The sequence below is a fragment of the Vibrio sp. YT-16 genome, assembly GCF_033337405.1.
Classification (GTDB): Bacteria; Pseudomonadota; Gammaproteobacteria; order Enterobacterales; family Vibrionaceae; genus Vibrio; species Vibrio alginolyticus.
The window spans coordinates 487,676-505,762 of sequence record NZ_JAWOQQ010000002.1; the positions used below are offsets into that span (position 1 = coordinate 487,676).

Below are 18,087 nucleotides of genomic sequence, written 5' to 3' on the forward strand. Positions count from 1 at the left end.
ATTGAGCTAAGTTTGACTTTTATCTGACAAAAACTAGTCTGAGCTTCCATTCAGAGGAAGCAGTCATGCTCAGTATTCTTAGAAGTATTACGGTATCGTCCGTCGCCTTAATTTTTTTAGCGAGTTCTTTTTGCTCAACTGCCAAACAGAGTCCTAAACCGAAGGTCATCGTTGGTGTTATTGCGCAAGACGAAGCTAAAGACTCGTTTGACGGTAGCGTTGGTCCTTCGTACGGAATTAGTCTTGAGTATTTGTCTAACATTACTAAAGCTTTGGATTATGAGTTAGAACTTCGGACTTACAAGCATATTCCGTCTTTACTTGCGGATGTCGAAAGCAAGAAGATTGATGGTGCGGTTGGATTTAGTAAAACAGCAGCAAGAGAAAAGCGTTTCTTGTTTTCGATGCCTTTCTTTTCGAGCACTATCGCTGTTTGGTATCGGAATGCCACTTACCGAGATAGTGATGCGCGTGATCTTAAATGGGTGTGTGTTGAGGGCAGTGTGTATTGTGACAACCTCACTGAACGTGGTATCGATAAGATACATTATGTTAAAACACGTTTAGAGGCGTTTAATGAAGTTAAGCGAGGTAAAGCGAACGCGCTGATTTACACTTATGTTGGTATTACCCAATATTTGGATTTGAATGACATTGTAAAAGGGGTTGTCGATATTCCCAGTTGGTTGAAAAACGAAGAGGTGAGTTTTATCGCTTCGTTGGACAAACAGAGTCTGATCGATGACATCAACAAAATCCTTCAGTGGGAGCAAAATGGAAAAAACATTCGCTCCGTCGCCTCGAAAAATCCTTACCATATCAGTGATAAGTTATTGGTAGATTACCGACGTAATCATCAAAACAAACTAGTGATAACTTACAGCAGCAGTGACGAAGCTTATCCGTTTCTCTACCGAGATTCGCAAACGGGCGAGTTAGATGGCTTCTTTCCAGATTTTGTCGACTTATTGCAGTCTCGTACTGGCTTGAGCTTTAAGTATGTGAAGCCGACGTCGAGCCTTTCAAATGGATTAACGGCATTTGATGCCGATATAGTCCCCATCTCTTATGTGGGTGAGCTACCTAAGTCAGATTGGTTGTTCACTAAACCATTCATGCACAGTAATTACGTGGCTATCCAAGCGGAGCAGAGCAAGCGCGATAAATCTGCACTGAAAGAAGCGGGTATTCTGCTCACTTTGAAAAAGCAAGGGTTAGTTCATTTGGGCACTTGGCAGCAAGGCCAAGTTGATCATTATGATGATTTGAAAAAGCTGCTTACCGATTTGAAATCGGGCGTTTTGGATGTGGCTTACATTCCTGACGACATCGTTCACAACATGATTGCACAAGATCAAGTCGATGGCTTGGTGATCAATGCGGAGGACGTTTTGACGTTCTCTAATGCATTTGCGGTTGCAAACCACAATACACAACTTCAACACATGTTGAACAGCATCATCGAAACCATTGATTCTAACGAGATCGAAAAACTGCTGCGTTCTCACCGAAGCTTCAAACTGACTTATGGCTATGACGCGGAGCAGATCGCTACATTTGTTGTTGCTGGTTCATTCATATTCTGTCTCATGTTAATTGCGGCGTATTTCATCTTATCTCACATGCGACTTAAAGTGAGGTTAGCCGAATTTAATGCTGACAATGAGGAAGCGGAAAAGCAATGGCTGATGGACATCATCAAAGAGATCAATAGCTTGGTTTTTATCCATAGTGAAAATAACCATATGGAGATGAGCAATTGTGCCAACTACAACAGTAAACAGTGCCAACAATGTAAGTTGAAAAGTGATTCTGCGCACGCTCCTCTGGTGAATAATTTTGATGAACTGACCACTGTTATCGCTGGAAAGCGTATTTCAGAAGAGGTTGCCTCGTCGGGCTGTGAACTTGATATTAAACATGTATATCGAGAACGCAAAGTCATCGCTTCTCCTAGCGGTAAGAACAAGTTTGTACTGACTGTTATTCAAGATATTACCCAGCAAAAAGAACGTGAGCAGGCGTTAATCGATGCGCAAAAAGAAGCGCAAACCGCGGTACGTGCGCGCGAAAACTTTTTGGCAACCATGAGTCACGAATTAAGAACGCCATTGTCGGCAGCACACGGCATCCTCGATTTGCTAAATCGCCAAGTGACGACAGATTCAAATCGCGAGTTAATTGCCCAAGCCATACGCTCGCTCAATCATTTGAATACGCTAGTAGACGAAGTACTGGATTATTCAAAATTAGAGGCAGGGCACTTAACCGTCGCCCCAGTTAAGACCGACTTGCTTAAAACCTTGTGCGATGTGTTTCGAAGCTTTGAACCACGAGCGCTTGCGAAAGGTTTGGATTACAAAGTGACAATCAAACCATTTTCGAATGCTTTCATTGAAATCGACCCGCTGCGATTGGTACAAATTACCACCAATCTACTCTCCAATGCGATGAAATTCACTGCCGAAGGAGAAGTTGGAATCAGTGTCATTCTTCATGAAAAGCAGCTTATTTTGAAAGTGGCGGATTCAGGTATCGGCATGACGGATGACCAACTCGAAGGCATTCTCAATCCTTTTGTTCAAGCGGATGACACTATTACGCGTAAATATGGCGGTACTGGATTGGGGCTAAGCATTGTTGACCGATTGATCGACTGCATGGGCGGCGTGCTCTGCATCGATTCACAATTTGGCTTGGGCACGACGATTACTGTCAGACTGCCAATTGAGCATTGCGACTCTGAGCCAGACGTTTGTTTGAACTGGACGTATAGCGAGAGCTTACCACTTAATATTCGCCAGTGGTGTGACGCGTGGAAAATGCGTCCAGCGACGTTAAAAACAATGGTGGCGAACCTTCACCCTATACACGACAGCGATGCCAGTTTTAATGGCCTAATGCTGCGTGACGAACAAAGGGTACTTGGCAGTCTTACGCTAAGAGAGATTCAATATCCAGATACATTGTTCAATTTGCTCAGCCAAACGCAGCAAGAAACCAAGCTTAGTGACGTAAATCAAGAAGTGGTTTCTTGGGTTCTCGGCACGGTACTGGTCGCAGAAGATAATCCCATTAACCAAAGTGTGATAGCAATGCAGCTTCATGAACTTGGAATCGAACCTGTCATTGTGAATAACGGCCGTGAAGCATGGGAATACATCAACCAAGATGAAAACGTTGTGTTGCTGCTGACCGATTTTCATATGCCAGAAATGGATGGCTATGAGCTTGTTAGGCACGTGAAAAACTCCGAATTTAAAGCAATTCCAATCATCGGTGTGACAGCAGAAGATGCTCGTCTTGCCATTGAACGTACACAGGATATCGGCATTGATGATGTGCTCTACAAGCCCTATGACCTTAATCAATTAAAAACCGTTTTGATTCCATTTATTGGCGAAAAAGAGAGGGGTAGGCTGCCCGGCTGGATTAAACGGTTCAAAGCACAGGACGCAAAAGAGATTGCGCGCGTGTTTAGTCAATCAATGTCTACAGATATAAAAAACTTAAACGCCGCATCGACTGAGCGAGACAAAAAACGGGTCATTCATGGCATCAAAGGAGCGGTTGGGGCGATAGGGGTAAGCATGCTGACTGAGCTTTGCATTGAGGCAGAACGAGTTACTGCTGCGGAGTTTGACAGGCGAACAGCGGAGCTAATTTTACGAATCGAGCAGGAGATCGAAAACATAAACTATTGGGTAGAGACAAATGAATACACAATTTAATGTGATGGTGATTGATGACCATCCGCTACAAACCACAATACTTACGCAAATATTGGATCGCTATTGCGCGCAAGTCATCCCTTTTAACTGTGTGGATGCCGCTATTCAGAGTGTGCAGGAACAACATTTTGACGTAATTTTTTGTGATATCCAAATGCCCGGAAAAGACGGCATCGATATGATGGAAATGCTCGATAAAGTCCAGTACCAGGGGCAAGTTGTACTGGTCAGTGCAATGGAATTGACCATTATTTCTGCGGTAAGAGCCATGTGCGAGGGATTTAGCTTTGAAGTATTAGGGAATCTGCCTAAGCCATACGATGAAAATGAAGTCGTTGATTTGTTGGGTAAAATAAAAGATGAAAAAGCGAAACAAGTCAGCTTTGCTCAACCTATTGAAGTGGAAGATCAAGAATTCCTGTTTGCTCTGGCTGAAGGGCGAGTGAAAAATTATTACCAGCCTTTAGTCGATGTGCAAAGTGGGGAAGTGCTTGGGTATGAAGCGCTCGCGCGTTGGAATCATCCTATTTATGGTGTGTTACCCCCTCATTATTTTTTGCCAATTGTAGAGCGTTGCCGCCTTTCTGGAGAGTTGTTTCAAGCTGTATTGAGTAATGTTATCTATGACATGAAACACCGCGGATTGACGCAAAACGTATCCATCAATGTAGACCATGAAAATTTAGAAGATACGGCGTTCTCTCATTACTTTTTACAGCAATGTTTAGAGAGCGAGATTGACCCATCACAAATCACCATTGAAATTACAGAGCGAGATACATTTCAGACTAGCGCGTCCCTGTACAAGAATTTACTCAAGTTGAGGATGAACGGTGTCACTGTCTCAATAGATGATTTTGGCACGGGTTCATCAACGTTTGAAAAACTGGCTCAACTGCCATTCAACGAGTTAAAAATCGATCGTTCGTTTGTACAAGGTGTCGAATGCGACATCAAAAAACGCAACATCGTTGTTGCTATTTGCGCGTTAGCGAAAAGTTTGAATATACGACTGGTCGCGGAAGGTATTGAAGACGAAGTCACACTGCAAGCGATACGTGAGTATGGGATTGATCTTTGCCAAGGCTTCTACATTGATAAACCCATGCCACTAGAAGCCATAACCATACTAAATGAAAGATATGAATAAATTGAATTACTTGATCTTTGACGATCATCCTCTCGTTTGTGTTGCAATCAAGTCGTTGTTGGAAGAGTTAGGGAAAACAAATGGGGTATTTACTGCAACATCAGCGAAGATGGCATTACAAATATTGAAAAAGGAAGAAATTCAACTGTTGATCTTAGATGTGAACTTGGCAGATTGCGATGGGTTTGATTTCTACAAACGTATCAAATCCCATGGTTATGAAGGCAAAGTCATTTTCTTCTCCGCTGAAACTAGCCAAATGTACAGCCAAATGGCTTTTCGTTCTGGCGCTGATGGCTATGTGTGTAAATCGGAAAATCACGACATTCTTAAAGACGCGATAGAAGCGGTAGAGAAGGGGTATACCTTCTTCAAATTTAAGCAAGTTGTTAACAGCGTTCGAGAAATGCCACAACTTTCAAGCAGAGAAAGTGCAGTAATGAAGTATTTACTACAAGGAAAGTCCAATAGAGAAATCGCTTCAGTGCTATCAATAAGTGACAAAACAGTCAGCACATACAAACGCCGTCTATTGGATAAATTTAACGTAAAGAACATTGTTGAGCTAACAAGAGTGGCGGGGGCGTAAGACCGCATCATGACACTTAAAAGTATCGCGTTGTCTCTTTTCATCGCAACATTACTATTCGTCACTTCTGTCACAATGATTGGTGCGGTGTTAATTTCTTATGAAGTAAAGCAGTTCAACACTTACGCGAATAATTTAGCCAAAATAAAACAAAAAGTAATTCTCATGGGGCTATTGACGGAAGCGCAGCTCGAGCAATACAAAGGCATGAGCGTGAGTGAAGTAGAAGCGCAAACAGAGCTGAGCTTTCAAGATGCGATTTACTCCCTGTCACGTTATGAAAAACTTAATTACGTTGAAGCTGTTGCACGGAAATCGCTTCATCAGGCTGAAGCGTATTTATCAAATGCGTTCAATCGACAAAATGCCGTTATGTATTTTCGTTCTTATACTGGAAACAAACTCATCTTAGAGAGACCGATTGAAGCGCTAGAGGGAGTGAAAGCCACATTTGATGTTGATTGGTGTAAAAGTAACTATTCTTGTGTGTTAGCCGCGTGGAAAGAGCAACTAACGGACCGGGTATTGTTTTCCCTACCATTTAAAACGACATACTCCGATGACATGGCGATAAGCATCATGAGTCCGGTTTACTTTCAAGGTGAGTTAGTGGGAGAGTTTTCGGAACAATTGTACCTCTCGCCGCTTTATAATGATGGGAAAGCGGTGGATGTTCAAATTGCGAATGGGAACAAGCAAATGGTGATTTACTTCGCTGGCTACCCCTTTCCATCATTCGCGTACACCCAATCATATGTCGCAGACAACAACAATCTCATTGTTTACATGTACCCATTCAGTAAAATTGTATTGGATTACGTGTTCTTGTTTATCATCTTCTTTTTCGTAACCTTAGCGTATTACAACAAAGCTTATGAATCTAAAGAGAGCAAACTTCGCCTCGCGAAAGCACTGACGAACGTGACGAAAGATGATTTAACGGGATTGTTTAACCGCAGAGTTTTTCAAGATAGCGAATTCAAACGTCGTTTGGAAACCGCGCCATATTCCGTCATTGCAATAGATGGCGATAGGATCAAGCGAATCAATGACCATTACGGTCACCATGTAGGGGACGAAGTTATTGGGATTATTGCTGATGCTATGTCTAAAGTGTTTCGAAATAGTGATTATCTAGTTCGAACTGGTGGTGATGAGTTTGTTGCGATTCTGCCGGGTTGCAGTATCAGTCAATCTTCAATATTGGCGAAGAAGCTTCGTAGTGTCGTTAAAGATAACCGACTAAAGACCTTGGATATCGAAGTTAGTGTGAGTACTGGTATCGCGGCGAATGAGTTACACGAAACGCTTCAGGACGTTATTGTACGTGCAGATGAAGATCTCTATGAGATGAAAAAACACAGACAAAAGTCCCATTAAGCAGGTCTGGTATTGACTAAATGCAAAGTTACGGAACATAACCATGACATAACTGTTTGATTAATTTGACCAAACAGAATGAGTGGTCTTTTATATTAGAGCAGTCAACAAATAGTGATTGCTCTATTTATTCTCGACCTTACATCTGGTGTCGCACGTGAACAAAGATCTCGACTTAAACTTACTTAAAATACTTGTCTTACTGGATAAGCACCGTCAGCTCAAGCCCGTTGCGAAAGCGATGGGGAAGAGCGAAGCGTCAATTAGCAAATACCTTGCCCGATTGCGACTCCAGCTAAACGATGAATTGTTTATTCGGCATCCTCACCACATGGAACCGACGGACTATTTAAAACGTCAATTACCTAAAATTTCCGATGCACTCGAGAAGCTTGAAACTTGTCTAATTAGAGATGAGTTTGAACCGGAAAATTACGAAAAAGACATCACCATTTGTTTACCGCAAACCGCTCAATACTCATTTGGGCATTTACTTGCAATGGATTTAATGGCGCTGTTTCCCAAGGCGCACATTTCGATAGCAACGATTACAGAGTATACGATAGAAGAGATAATCCTAGGCAAAGTGGATGCGCAGTTACATTACTTCAACGAGGATGTTCCGAAATCTGTTTATCAGAAGTTCATCGGCTATGCGCCTGCTGTGGTAGTTGTCCCTGAAGAGCTGGGAATTACCACCCTAGAAGAAGCAGCCAAACTTCCCTTTATCATGTTAGAGATTATCGGTTGGAAAGAGAAAGAGCAGCTCGTTAAGCGTGCAATGGAAAGCCACGGTATGGTCATCAACCGTATTGCGGCTCTAGACAACGTAAGCAGCGTATTGAAGCTAATTAAACAAAAAAGCGCCGCAACCGTATTACTTGAATATCAGGCGCCAATTGATGGATATAAATTTATAAGAGTGCCAGAGCATTTTTACCCAGATGGCTGGCCAAAAGTGGTTGTACAGGTGAAGCAAAGCTTAAGACATGATGCAATGCACCAGTTGTTAATCGGTGCTATTGCAAAATACATGAGCGCTTAGCGGCAAAACTCAATGTTTTCTGACTGAGGAATAGTATGCAGAAGTTCAATCAACGTGTCCGCATGGTACTTTTTCAGAATACGCGTTTTGTAGGTGCTGATTGTTTTAGCGCTGAGTGAAAGTTGTTCAGAAATCTTCTTATTTGAGTAGCCTTGTACAAGATAATGGAACACCATGGCTTCGCGATTTGAAAGTGTTACGTTACCCGACGATGGTGTGTGAGTCGACTTAAACATTGAGTAACCGCGTGAAACACTCACAATTGCGTCGATAATGGTTTCTCTTGTTTCATGCTTGCTTAAGAAGCCGTTTGCGCCCATTTCGTACGCTGCTTTAGAAAGACTCGAGTAGTCGCGTGAAGAAACAAATAACAGTCGGCCACGATATCCCGTCGCTAAAATGTTTTTGGCTAAACGCATACCATCGCGGTCGCCAAGCACTACGTCTAGAATAATCAAATCAATCTTTTGGCCTCGAACAAGATCCATCACTTCCGCACTGTCAGTGGTTTGAATCACTTCAGCTGCGTTGATTACGGATTCAACTAGAGAAGCAAGTGCTTCGCTATACAATGGTTGAGCGTCGATAATAAGAACATTATTCAAAGTTAACCTCACCTAATACATCAACTAGTGTGCTGTCAGGCGACAGCGCAATTGGATGAATAGGATTGTAGGAAAAACCTTGCTAAGAGGAAGGAAAATGACTCTTTCCAAAAGTGAAAATCAGTGTCTTGATTATGGGAATAGCGATGTCAGGTATTGAAATACCTAGTGATAGGATGATTGCTTAAAACTTACGTTGACAGAAAACTAACAAACTGAAAGTGTTCTTTCAGTGTTCTATGCCTTCAGATTTTCTTGTGATGTTTCTAGCGCTTCGATTTAAACCCGTGTGTTAGCAAGCGCAGTTTTATACCAAGCCACTTGAAGAGAGCTTGTTCTAAACCAGGCATGAGCACGGTAGCCAACTTTGTACTAATATCTGTTAGATAGGTTTGGCTATTGACGCTGAACATCACTTCAAATTATTTCTAAACTTTTCATTGACTCGGCCGCTAAAAGTGGAGGTGTTAATTCGCACTTTGGCCACTCATAATGTCGTGTTCAAAAATGAGACAATTTTACATGGTTTGGTATGGAAATGTGCGTTAGCCGTCCTTTTGATGGTTTACAAATTTTGTTGTAACGACTAAAAAGGACTTTTGGATTTTTAGCCAGAGAATGGCTTCTCATGGCGTTTGCATCAAACTTTTTCTGATGCGTATTTTTGGTTGGATAATTGGCTTTATGAGTAACGTAACCAGCACCATTTTGACAGAAAGTGGTACCAATGAGCTTGAAATCATCGAGTTTCATTTAGAAAAAACATTGCCAGATGGCAGCACAAAAACTTGTTATTACGGCATTAACGTTGCGAAAGTACGAGAAGTGATTCGCGTGCCAGAAACAACCGATTATCCAAACGCACAACCTCATATGATTGGTGTGTTCTCATCCAGAGATGTACTGACGCCTTTAGTGGATTTAGCTGGTTGGTTAGGTGTGCCAACACGACAAGATCTGGAGCGCAAGTTTGTAATCGTTACGGATTTCAACAAAATGACCAATGGCTTCTTAATTGACAGCATTTCGCGTATTCATCGTATCTCTTGGAATGATGTGGAATCACCAAGTCAGTTTTTGGAAGCGGGCGAACAAGATTGTGTAGTAGCCGTTGTCCGTAAAGAAGGCAACCTGATCATGATTCTCGACTTTGAAAAAATCATCGCAGACATCAACCCAGAACTGAGTATGGAAAAATACGATGTGAAAGGGGACAAGTCGGTGGATCTCAACCAGAGAATGGTCGGTAAGCGTAATGCTAAAACGATCATGGTGGTGGATGACTCAGCATTTATTCGCTCTTTGATCCAAGATACATTAGCTTCTTCAGGTTACAATGTGATCACATGTAAAGACGGTGGTGAGGCGCATGAGAAGTTGATGAGCTTGATCGAGGTTGCGAAAGAAGAAAACTTGCCAGTTAAAGAGCTATTAGATGCGGTGGTTACGGACGTAGAAATGCCTCGAATGGATGGTATGCACTTAGTGAAGAGACTACGAGATACCGAAGCGTTTCATGAAATGCCGATCATTATGTTCTCGTCATTGATGAGTGAGGATAACCGAGCGAAAGCACTATCTCTTGGCGCAAATGATACGATTACCAAGCCAGAGATTGGCCGCATGGTGAATATGATGGATAAATACGTGTTTAACTTTGCGTAAAAAACCGATCAGATGAAACAAATAAGGCTGCCGATTGGCAGCCTTATTTTTATTGAGGGCAGGGAAGAATATCTAAGGTGTAACTCTCGTTTGGAGTCTGCGGTGGCCCATATAAAATTCCACATTGTGTAAGGCTAGCTCTTTTTTCGTCGGCTGCAGCAATGACCATTTCGCGAGTTGTTGAACCAGCCGGGTGATGAAATGTTTTCCAATCCGAGTCTTCTTCGTTCAGTCCTTGCACGAGTAACTTCATCGATTCGCTATCAGAATCAGGATATCCATATAAAAAAACACAGCGCTTTGAACCACCAATATTACAGCCGTCAAATGGTAAATCTGCCATTAAAGCACTGTCTACGAAGTTTGAAACGTAAGGCTTGCTTTCCAATCCCGCAATCGCCATTTTCCCATAACCGACGCCTAATGCTGACGCAATAGCGCCTTTCATTCCTTCCAAACGAGCTTCACGTGCATCACTTTGAAGGTTTAAAAAGCGTGGCGCGGCAGTGACAGCAAGAATACCGAGCACGACAATAACTACGACTAACTCTATTAGAGTAAATCCCGTTTGTTTTTTCATATTATTTTCACAGCAAGTTAAAGGTAGAAAAACACTGACCGTACACTTGTTTATTGTGTAAATAAGTACGGTAATGATAAATCGATCAGTAGTATAAAGAGGTGAGTTGTAAAGTGCTATACCGACGCCGCACTAATTGACTGAATCCATTAAATGCAATGGAGAATTCACGGGTCTAATTCTGCTAGATTTTAAGAGGTCATTAATTCCGCTGAAGAAATGCTGCGTGAACAGGCGAGCATGAATCCTCTTCGATGTAAGCAAACATGTACATCAGCGGAATGAAATACAAAATGCAAATGAGGGCGAACCGCACAAATGGATTGTCTTTTTATTCACTTTGATGAATGCTACGCGGAATTCATATCGCAGTATGCCTGAGGTATTCACCATGTGAATGTGCTTTGGTTTTGTGTTTATTTTTCAAATATAAGAATAATCTAAATGGAATTCGATTCGATAAACTTCCTTGCAATAGGTTTGATATTTCTTGGCTCTTATGTCCAGACCGCAATCGGTTTTGGCTTGGCTATTGTTGCCGCACCTTTACTGATTCTTTGGGCGCCAGAATATGTTCCTGCGCCAATCTGTTTAGTCGCGTTATTTATTTCGTTGATGAATGCGATGAAGCACCGCAGTAGTGTTGAAATCGGCGGCTTAAAGATGGCGTTGATTGGGCGAGTGCCGGGATCAATTGCTGGTGGCTTGCTACTCTTTTTTGTATCTACACAAACTCTCACGCTTTGGATTGGTTTGTTGGTGCTGTTTGCAGTCTTGGTGAGTGTTTTACCGTTTCGGGTTGAGCCTACGCCTTCGCGTATGACATGTGCTGGCTTCTTTTCTGGGTTGTTTGGTACCAGTTCTGCGATTGGAGGCCCTCCGATGGCGTTATTGTTGCAGCATCAAGAAGCAAATCAGTTACGCGGCAACTTATCGGCTTTTTTTGTTTTCAGTTCGATTATTTCACTAATAGTACAAATCCCAGTGGGCTTCTTCACATTGCATCATTTGGTCATTACTATTCCTCTATTACCTGCTGCGGCGCTTGGTTACTGGCTAGCAATGAAAACTACCCAGTCGTTACCAAAAGAAAAGATTCGGTTTGGGGCACTTATGTTGTGTTTTGTGAGTGGCTTTACCGCCGTCGTACAAGCGTTGAGCCAATAATGCCATCTGCATCATAAAGTCACTGCGGGATTGCATTCCTTTTTATGTATGGCGGACTTGTTTACTTACGCCAAATTGGTCGTTTAGATGGGCGATAGTTTTATGAATAACACTCGTTATGGCACTTTTATGGCAGCATTCTCCTTTGTGATCTGGGGATTGCTACCAATTTATTATCGTTATTTACCAAATGCTTCTATGGATGAGTTGCTAGCATGGCGAATCATTGGGTCTGTACCTGTCGGGTTTCTAATTGTACTTGGGATAACCCGTCGAGGGCTGAATTGGAAAGAAATCTGGCTTGATAAAAAATCCTTGTGGTACACGTTTGTGGCGAGCAGTTTGATGTGTATTTCTTGGAGTGCGTTCACTTGGGCTTTGACCCATCATCGGGTCATCGATGCCAGCTTAGGCTTCTTTATTGGGCCATTAGTATCTGTTGCACTAGGCGTATTTATTCTTGGGGATAAGCTCTCAAAAGGCAAACTTATTGCAATCGTGCTGGCAACAATTGGTGTTATGTACCAAGTGATTCACTATGGTCAGCTGCCCGTTATTGCACTAACGATGGGGTTGTTCTTTGCTTTGTATGGGCTGTACAAGAAGAAGATAAATTATGACTGGAGTACAACCTTGTTTGTTGAAGCATTGTTACTGACTCCAGTTGCACTCGCCTATTTGCTCTATAAACAATGGGCAACTGGTGAACTGGCTTCGGGCACAGATACCACAACATTGCTTTTGTATTTTGGCAGTGCACCTATCACACTTTTACCACTTGTATTTTATTCTATCGCAATACGTATAACTAATTTATCAACCGTCGGTCTAATGCAATACATCGAGCCAAGCTTGCAGTTTGTGTTGGCAGTTATGTTTTTTGGCGAGTTGTTTGACGAAGTGAAAGCGGTGACCTTTGCATTTATTTGGGTAGGGCTGTTGTTAACAATTTTTGAAAGTATTATCAAAGGGCATCGGCGCAAAAAGCTGGTCAAACACCCCTTATAGTGGTTTCAATATTCTCACATATTAGCTTCTTTATTCTTATGCCCTCCATTCGAGGGCATTTTTAATGTCATGAAGCATTGGCTTTCGTTTTTTGCCCGAATAGAAATCATAACTTGAGATTATTTGACGCATTATCATAATGATACCGCTATAGTTATAGCCAAGTGACACGCTTATATAAGTGAAAACCAGATCAAGAAGGACGACATATGATCACAGCTCTGTATGCCAACATTCTCGCAATACTCATTATTTGGTTGGCTGTTCAAGTAATTAAGCAACGTCGCTTAAATCAAATTGCTTATGCCGATGGTGGGGTAGAGGCTCTACAAATTGCTCGTAGTGCCCAGAGCAATGCGACAGAATATATCCCCATCACCCTGATTTTAATGGCACTTTTAGAATTCAATAGTGCTTACCCAACATGGATACATCTCACCGGTATTATTTTTGTAATTGGTCGAGTTATTCATGCTAAAGGCATATTGAAAAAAGACTTGAAAAAGCGCATTAGAGGGATGCAGGTGACATTTCTGGTGATACTTTCATTGGTTGTGTTAAATATGATTTACCTGCCATACGATAAGTTATGGTAAGTCTGCGACGTTACATTCCACCACCTTGGGTACTCGTTCTGATTGGATTAGTACTGAATATTGGCGCGATCATCGTTACTAGCTTAGTCCTTGATAAGTTGGGTAAACAGCACTCGCAGCTCGCAGAGCAAACAGCAGAAAACTTGTATTCCATCCAACTCGCATGGAACAGTGTGGAAACCCTAGAAAGGAAAAGAGAAGCTTTACTGCTGCATGTGCACATAAGTCAGAGCGTAGCGATACCTTTAGAGCTAGAAGAGGTATTAGCAGGGCATTTATCTTCTTGGGTTCTCAACGAGTCGGATGAAATAAAAATTGATCAACTTCCTCAACTAATGTCAAAGATAAATCAGGCACAAGCTTCGTATAGAGACCGCATCGATAATTACTACATTGAGAATGTAGAGCTCAATGAGGTAATGGCAAAGCAGGATGAAAAGATCGCTTGGTACAAGAATATCGGACTCTTCTTGCAAGTATTCGGACTTGCGTTAATCCTTGCACGCGACTTAGCTAGGAAGCAATAAAAGCAAGAGCTAAAGATCAGGTTTATTGCGAAATGCCAATGGTAGTTTGCAAATTGCAATTTATTCTGTGAGCAAACAGTAGCTATTGGTTAAGTTTTAATGAAAGTGATTAAATAACAACCTGTTTTTGTGCGCTGAAAAGTTGGCACGCCTCATGCTTTAGTATGAGTGACCCTTTCTAAGCCGAGGGTCACCTAGCCAACTGACGTTGTTAGTGAACCATCTTGTTCACAAATATATACAGCCAATCACGACTCCTTGTGGTTGGCTTTTTTTTATGCGGTCTAGAACTGTGCTTTAATCCAGATCATGCGATGGTCGGAAGATACATCCTTACCATCACCATACTTACCGATACGTGCATCGTTAAATAGTTTACGGCCTTCTTCATAAGACGCTGACCAGTACACACCAGAGTCTATTACATTCAAATTTGCTGAAGGCAAGGCATAGTCTACCCCTAAGCCAAACGTTGAAGTGATGCGATTCGGATATGGGTGAGTTGAACTGCGGTCAACAGCGTGTTCAGCTGCACCAAAGCTTGTTGGGTAAAGCTCACCATTCATCACGGTTTGATTAACCAATGGATCGTTGTGCAGCTCTTGCATTACAGAGCTAATACCGTCACCAGCCACTGGATCAAGGTTTTGATCACCCATCATTACGAATTTAGTGCCGTTCGTTAAGCCACCTGTTTTACCCGCATCGTCGTAAAAATAGTCTTTGCCTTGAATGTAATGATGCCAAAACTCCACTTCTGCTGCGTTTTGCGCTTTGTTTTTACCGGTGTCGAATACTGGTGGAGTAGGATGAGACATCAACAAGTGTACAACTTCTTCGCCATTGCGAGTTGGAATGATGATTGGCGCGTCGACGTGATTTTTCGAAGATAGACGCACTTGATCCCACTCTTCCGCTGAGTACCATTCATCACCACACTTCATGCCGTCTGGAATCTTTTGCGAACCGTCACAGATAGTAATGGTTGGAATTGTCGCACCTTCCATATCTTTCCATTTAAATGCTTGGAATGTACGTGTGTTTGCCGTGTCAATTTTATACTTAGACATAAGGGCAAATGCATATTGACCATGGTACATGCCAAAGCCCCATGCATCACCTGGCATTTGACCTGCGGTTCCGTTGTTGTCGAGATCAAACTCACTCAACAACCCTGTATTAGTTGAGTAAGATTCAGCATAAGGGTATTCAATAGGCTCAAGGTTTGCTTCACCGCCCGCGCCATTGATGCTTTGCGCGACAGACAGGTAGTTCTTCTGGAATCCTTCAATGGCTGCTTTGTTTTCACCTGTTCCATCGTTGTTGTATTCCGCCATCATGAGAACATCAGGACGATTCTTTTGAATGATTGCTGCAACGTTACGAATTTGAATGACTTTTTCCGCAGTGGTTTTGTCTTCGGCTGCGATTGAACCGTCTAAATAAGAGGTGACCAACGCAGCTTGCTGCGTTGGTTCAATTTGCATTTCATCTACCAAAGTTTCGAAGGTAGCGCGGTCAAAAGAGAGGTTGTAAGTCGCTATTTTTACTTCTTTAGGCTGAACATTGACGTATTCAGTATCGTCATTACATCCAGATAGTAGAGCGGCGCCAACAAGGACAGCGATAGAGGTTTTGATTGCTTTCATGGGTACGTCATACCTTATAATTAATTCGGCTGAATATTAAAGTCATCAGTCATTGTTTTAAGCGATATTAGTCACACAAACGTTTTCATATTTACATGTTCAATTAGTTTTTGTGTGATTTGTGCAATAAATGCAACACTTTCAACACCAGAAGGTTATATGTAAATTGTTAAAAAACGGTGTCGTTATTGATGCGAAATAGAGAGTCCGCCACCGTTAAAAAGAAAAGCGTAGAATTTAAGCGTGCATGAGATGTTTGAGTTGTATGCTTATCGCCGTGTTTTATTTTTTATGTTTAAATTTCTGTATATAATAAGCAGTCAATCAGAAGTGAGGACGACCTCACCGCTCTATCTTTTCTCGGGGACGACCCCATCTCGTTGGGAAATGTGACATGGCTTGGGGAATTCTCTTCATTGCGGGCTTGTGTGAAATCGCATGGGCTGTCGGTCTTAAATATTCACAAGGGTTTACCAAATTCGGTGCTTCGGCATTCACTATTGTCTTTATGTTATTGAGCTTTTGGTTGCTTGGCATTGCGTTAAGAACCTTGCCTTTAGGCATTGCTTATGGAGTATGGGTAGGGATTGGCGCAATAGGCACGGCAGTCGTGAGTATTTATCTGTTCAATGAGCCAGCAACACTTATCAAAGCCTTAAGCTTGCTAATGATTGTCGCTGGTATCGCAGGGTTAAAAATATCAGCTTAACGTTAGGCTAAACACAAAACAGCCAGAGTCACTCTGGCTGTTTTTCTAAATGTCGTGTTTACGGTTCTAGGTAGGTATATCAAGCGTTGCGCTTAATAAAAGGTAACCGTAAGTGATGACCAAACGCATTAATTAATGCGCCTGTAACAATCAGACCGCCACCGACGTACGTCCAAATGATCGGAACCTCGCCAAAGAAAATGATGCCCAACAACACAGAAAATACGATCTGGATATACGAATAAGCGGAGGCTTTACCCGCTTGTTGAGTTTGCATCGCTTTGGTTAACCCCAATTGCCCAATTTGGGTAAAGACACCAACTAGAACCAACATGAAAGTCAGATATAGATCGGGCATTACAAAATCGTCGCCAATCAGTAAAAGTGAAGCGGGGAGAGCAACCAACGGGAAATAGAAAATGATCACTGAGCTGTCTTCTGTCTGACTCAGTTTTCTGACAATGACGTAGGCAATTGAGCTACCAAATGCGCCTAAGATCGCAATCATGACGCTAAACATTGGTAAAGCGCTATCTGAGCCTTGCCCCGTTTCTGGGCTTACCATGATATAGATGCCGAGTAAGCACAACGCAATACAAAGGAAAGTTGACGGCTGGATGCGCTCTTTCAAGAAAAATACGGCGAGTAGTGCAGTAAACACCGGATGAATATATTGGAATATCGTCGCTTCTGCCAAAGGTAAGGTGGTCACTGAATAATATACACACATCAGAGCCATCGTGCCCACAGCACCGCGTGCAAATAGTAATGGCTTATTATTGCCCCATACAGAAATTCGTTTTCGCTTTACATCGAAATAACTAATGATAAGTGAAACGAGCGCTCTTGCTGCAACGATTTCAAAAACGGGGATACCGTAGTTGCCGACGTGCTTTACTGTAGCCGACATCAGAGCAAAGCCGAACGCGGAAAGCACCATAAAGCGCACACCGATGGGAATCATAGTGTTGAATGAATTGGACATTTTACTGCTCATTTGTTGCGACAGATCTCACTTTAGCATACTTAGTTAGCGATTAAATCCTCTCAACTCAAACACTTCTGTCGACAAGATGAATAAACAGTAGAATACGTAGCAATTAATCTGCCTCTCTTCAGCGTAACAATAAAAACTCGATATTTAAGGAGCTTACATGATCCCGATAAAAGCAACGCATGTTTCAGGTGTTGTCATTTCAAAAATTGATGGCATAGAAAAAATGCTGTTACTCAAACGCGTAAAAGGTGGCTATTGGTGCCATGTTGCAGGTGGTATCGAAGCGGGTGAAGCCGGGTGGCAAACCATTTTAAGAGAGTTAAAAGAAGAGACACTAATTGACCAAGTTGAGTTACATACAGCAGACTTTCTAGAGCAGTTCTACGAAGCAAAAAATAACCGTATCATGGTTATCCCATGTTTTGTGCTATTTTGTCCGCCTAACCAATCAGTTGTTCTTAACGAAGAGCATACAGAGTATCGCTGGTGTACGCTTGAAGAAGCTAAGCAGCTGGCTCCGTTTGCCAATCAGCATCACCTCTATGAACATGTATGGAAGCATTATGTAGATGTGGCATCACTAACGCCATTTACGCTGATCGATCAAAAGGGCTAAATGAACGGCAACGGCTTTGATTAGTTTTTATAGAGAGGTTTGTTCTCATAAAATGAAGCGTTAGGATTTGCGC

16 protein-coding genes are annotated in these 18,087 nt (G+C 42.2%); 12 read left to right on the top strand and 4 right to left on the bottom strand.

Going from position 1 to position 18,087, the window contains the following annotated elements:
- Positions 1-65: 65 nt before the first annotated feature.
- The 5 genes from R7F07_RS05405 (at position 66) to R7F07_RS05425 (ending at position 7,895) form a co-directional block, all read left to right on the top strand.
- Positions 66-3,731 (top strand): ATP-binding protein, encoded by a 3,666-nt coding sequence (locus R7F07_RS05405; protein ID WP_318110457.1) that lies wholly within the window; start codon positions 66-68, stop codon positions 3,729-3,731.
- Positions 3,715-4,881 (top strand): EAL domain-containing response regulator, encoded by a 1,167-nt coding sequence (locus tag R7F07_RS05410; RefSeq protein ID WP_318110458.1) that lies wholly within the window; start codon positions 3,715-3,717, stop codon positions 4,879-4,881. The genes R7F07_RS05405 and R7F07_RS05410 overlap by 17 nt, the downstream gene beginning before the upstream one ends.
- A complete protein-coding gene (locus tag R7F07_RS05415) occupies positions 4,874-5,470 on the top strand; it encodes a response regulator transcription factor (protein ID WP_017635347.1) in 597 nt (198 codons plus the stop codon). Before R7F07_RS05410 ends, R7F07_RS05415 begins: the two co-directional genes overlap by 8 nt.
- 9 nt (positions 5,471-5,479) lie before the next feature.
- Positions 5,480-6,850, top strand: coding sequence for a GGDEF domain-containing protein (locus tag R7F07_RS05420; RefSeq protein ID WP_017635346.1), 1,371 nt, complete (start codon positions 5,480-5,482; stop codon positions 6,848-6,850).
- Between the two features lie 157 nt (positions 6,851-7,007).
- Positions 7,008-7,895 (top strand): LysR family transcriptional regulator, encoded by an 888-nt coding sequence (locus tag R7F07_RS05425; protein ID WP_017635345.1) that lies wholly within the window; start codon positions 7,008-7,010, stop codon positions 7,893-7,895.
- On the opposite strand, the gene R7F07_RS05430 is transcribed toward R7F07_RS05425, so the two are convergent.
- Positions 7,892-8,500 (bottom strand): response regulator transcription factor, encoded by a 609-nt coding sequence (locus tag R7F07_RS05430; RefSeq protein ID WP_017821556.1) that lies wholly within the window; start codon positions 8,498-8,500, stop codon positions 7,892-7,894. The genes R7F07_RS05425 and R7F07_RS05430 overlap by 4 nt on opposite strands.
- A gap of 684 nt (positions 8,501-9,184) precedes the next feature.
- On the opposite strand from R7F07_RS05430, the gene R7F07_RS05435 reads away from it, so the two are divergent.
- The gene (locus tag R7F07_RS05435) at positions 9,185-10,165 is read left to right on the top strand and encodes a chemotaxis protein (protein WP_025998672.1); all 981 of its coding nucleotides are present in this window, start codon (positions 9,185-9,187) and stop codon (positions 10,163-10,165) included.
- Between the two features lie 49 nt (positions 10,166-10,214).
- On the opposite strand, the gene R7F07_RS05440 is transcribed toward R7F07_RS05435, so the two are convergent.
- On the bottom strand, positions 10,215-10,745 hold the full coding sequence (locus R7F07_RS05440) for a prepilin-type N-terminal cleavage/methylation domain-containing protein (RefSeq protein ID WP_005376513.1): 531 nt from the start codon (positions 10,743-10,745) through the stop codon (positions 10,215-10,217).
- Positions 10,746-11,189: 444 nt separating this feature from the next.
- On the opposite strand from R7F07_RS05440, the gene R7F07_RS05445 reads away from it, so the two are divergent.
- The 4 genes from R7F07_RS05445 (at position 11,190) to R7F07_RS05460 (ending at position 14,043) form a co-directional block, all read left to right on the top strand.
- Positions 11,190-11,912, top strand: coding sequence for a sulfite exporter TauE/SafE family protein (locus tag R7F07_RS05445; RefSeq protein WP_005390054.1), 723 nt, complete (start codon positions 11,190-11,192; stop codon positions 11,910-11,912).
- 102 nt (positions 11,913-12,014) lie between these two features.
- Positions 12,015-12,920 (top strand): EamA family transporter RarD, encoded by a 906-nt coding sequence (rarD, locus tag R7F07_RS05450; RefSeq protein WP_258495792.1) that lies wholly within the window; start codon positions 12,015-12,017, stop codon positions 12,918-12,920.
- 209 nt (positions 12,921-13,129) lie between these two features.
- Complete coding sequence (locus R7F07_RS05455; protein WP_005376510.1) at positions 13,130-13,516, top strand: MAPEG family protein; 387 nt, start codon at positions 13,130-13,132, stop codon at positions 13,514-13,516.
- Entirely contained in the window at positions 13,510-14,043 is a 534-nt protein-coding gene (locus tag R7F07_RS05460; RefSeq protein ID WP_033906497.1) for a hypothetical protein, read from the top strand. Before R7F07_RS05455 ends, R7F07_RS05460 begins: the two co-directional genes overlap by 7 nt.
- A 284-nt stretch (positions 14,044-14,327) precedes the next feature.
- Here the strand turns inward: R7F07_RS05460 and R7F07_RS05465 are convergent, their stop codons facing one another.
- Positions 14,328-15,692 (bottom strand): endonuclease/exonuclease/phosphatase family protein, encoded by a 1,365-nt coding sequence (locus tag R7F07_RS05465; protein WP_258495791.1) that lies wholly within the window; start codon positions 15,690-15,692, stop codon positions 14,328-14,330.
- 394 nt (positions 15,693-16,086) lie between these two features.
- Here R7F07_RS05465 and R7F07_RS05470 point away from each other — a divergent pair, with 394 nt between their 5' ends.
- On the top strand, positions 16,087-16,401 hold the full coding sequence (locus R7F07_RS05470; protein WP_005376506.1) for a DMT family transporter: 315 nt from the start codon (positions 16,087-16,089) through the stop codon (positions 16,399-16,401).
- Positions 16,402-16,480: 79 nt separating this feature from the next.
- Here the strand turns inward: R7F07_RS05470 and R7F07_RS05475 are convergent, their stop codons facing one another.
- Entirely contained in the window at positions 16,481-17,386 is a 906-nt protein-coding gene (locus tag R7F07_RS05475) for a DMT family transporter (RefSeq protein WP_005376505.1), read from the bottom strand.
- 169 nt (positions 17,387-17,555) lie between these two features.
- Between R7F07_RS05475 and R7F07_RS05480 the strand changes: the two genes are divergently transcribed.
- Positions 17,556-18,014, top strand: a complete 459-nt coding sequence (locus R7F07_RS05480; protein WP_005376504.1) for an NUDIX hydrolase — start codon at positions 17,556-17,558, stop codon at positions 18,012-18,014.
- Positions 18,015-18,087: the final 73 nt, after the last annotated feature.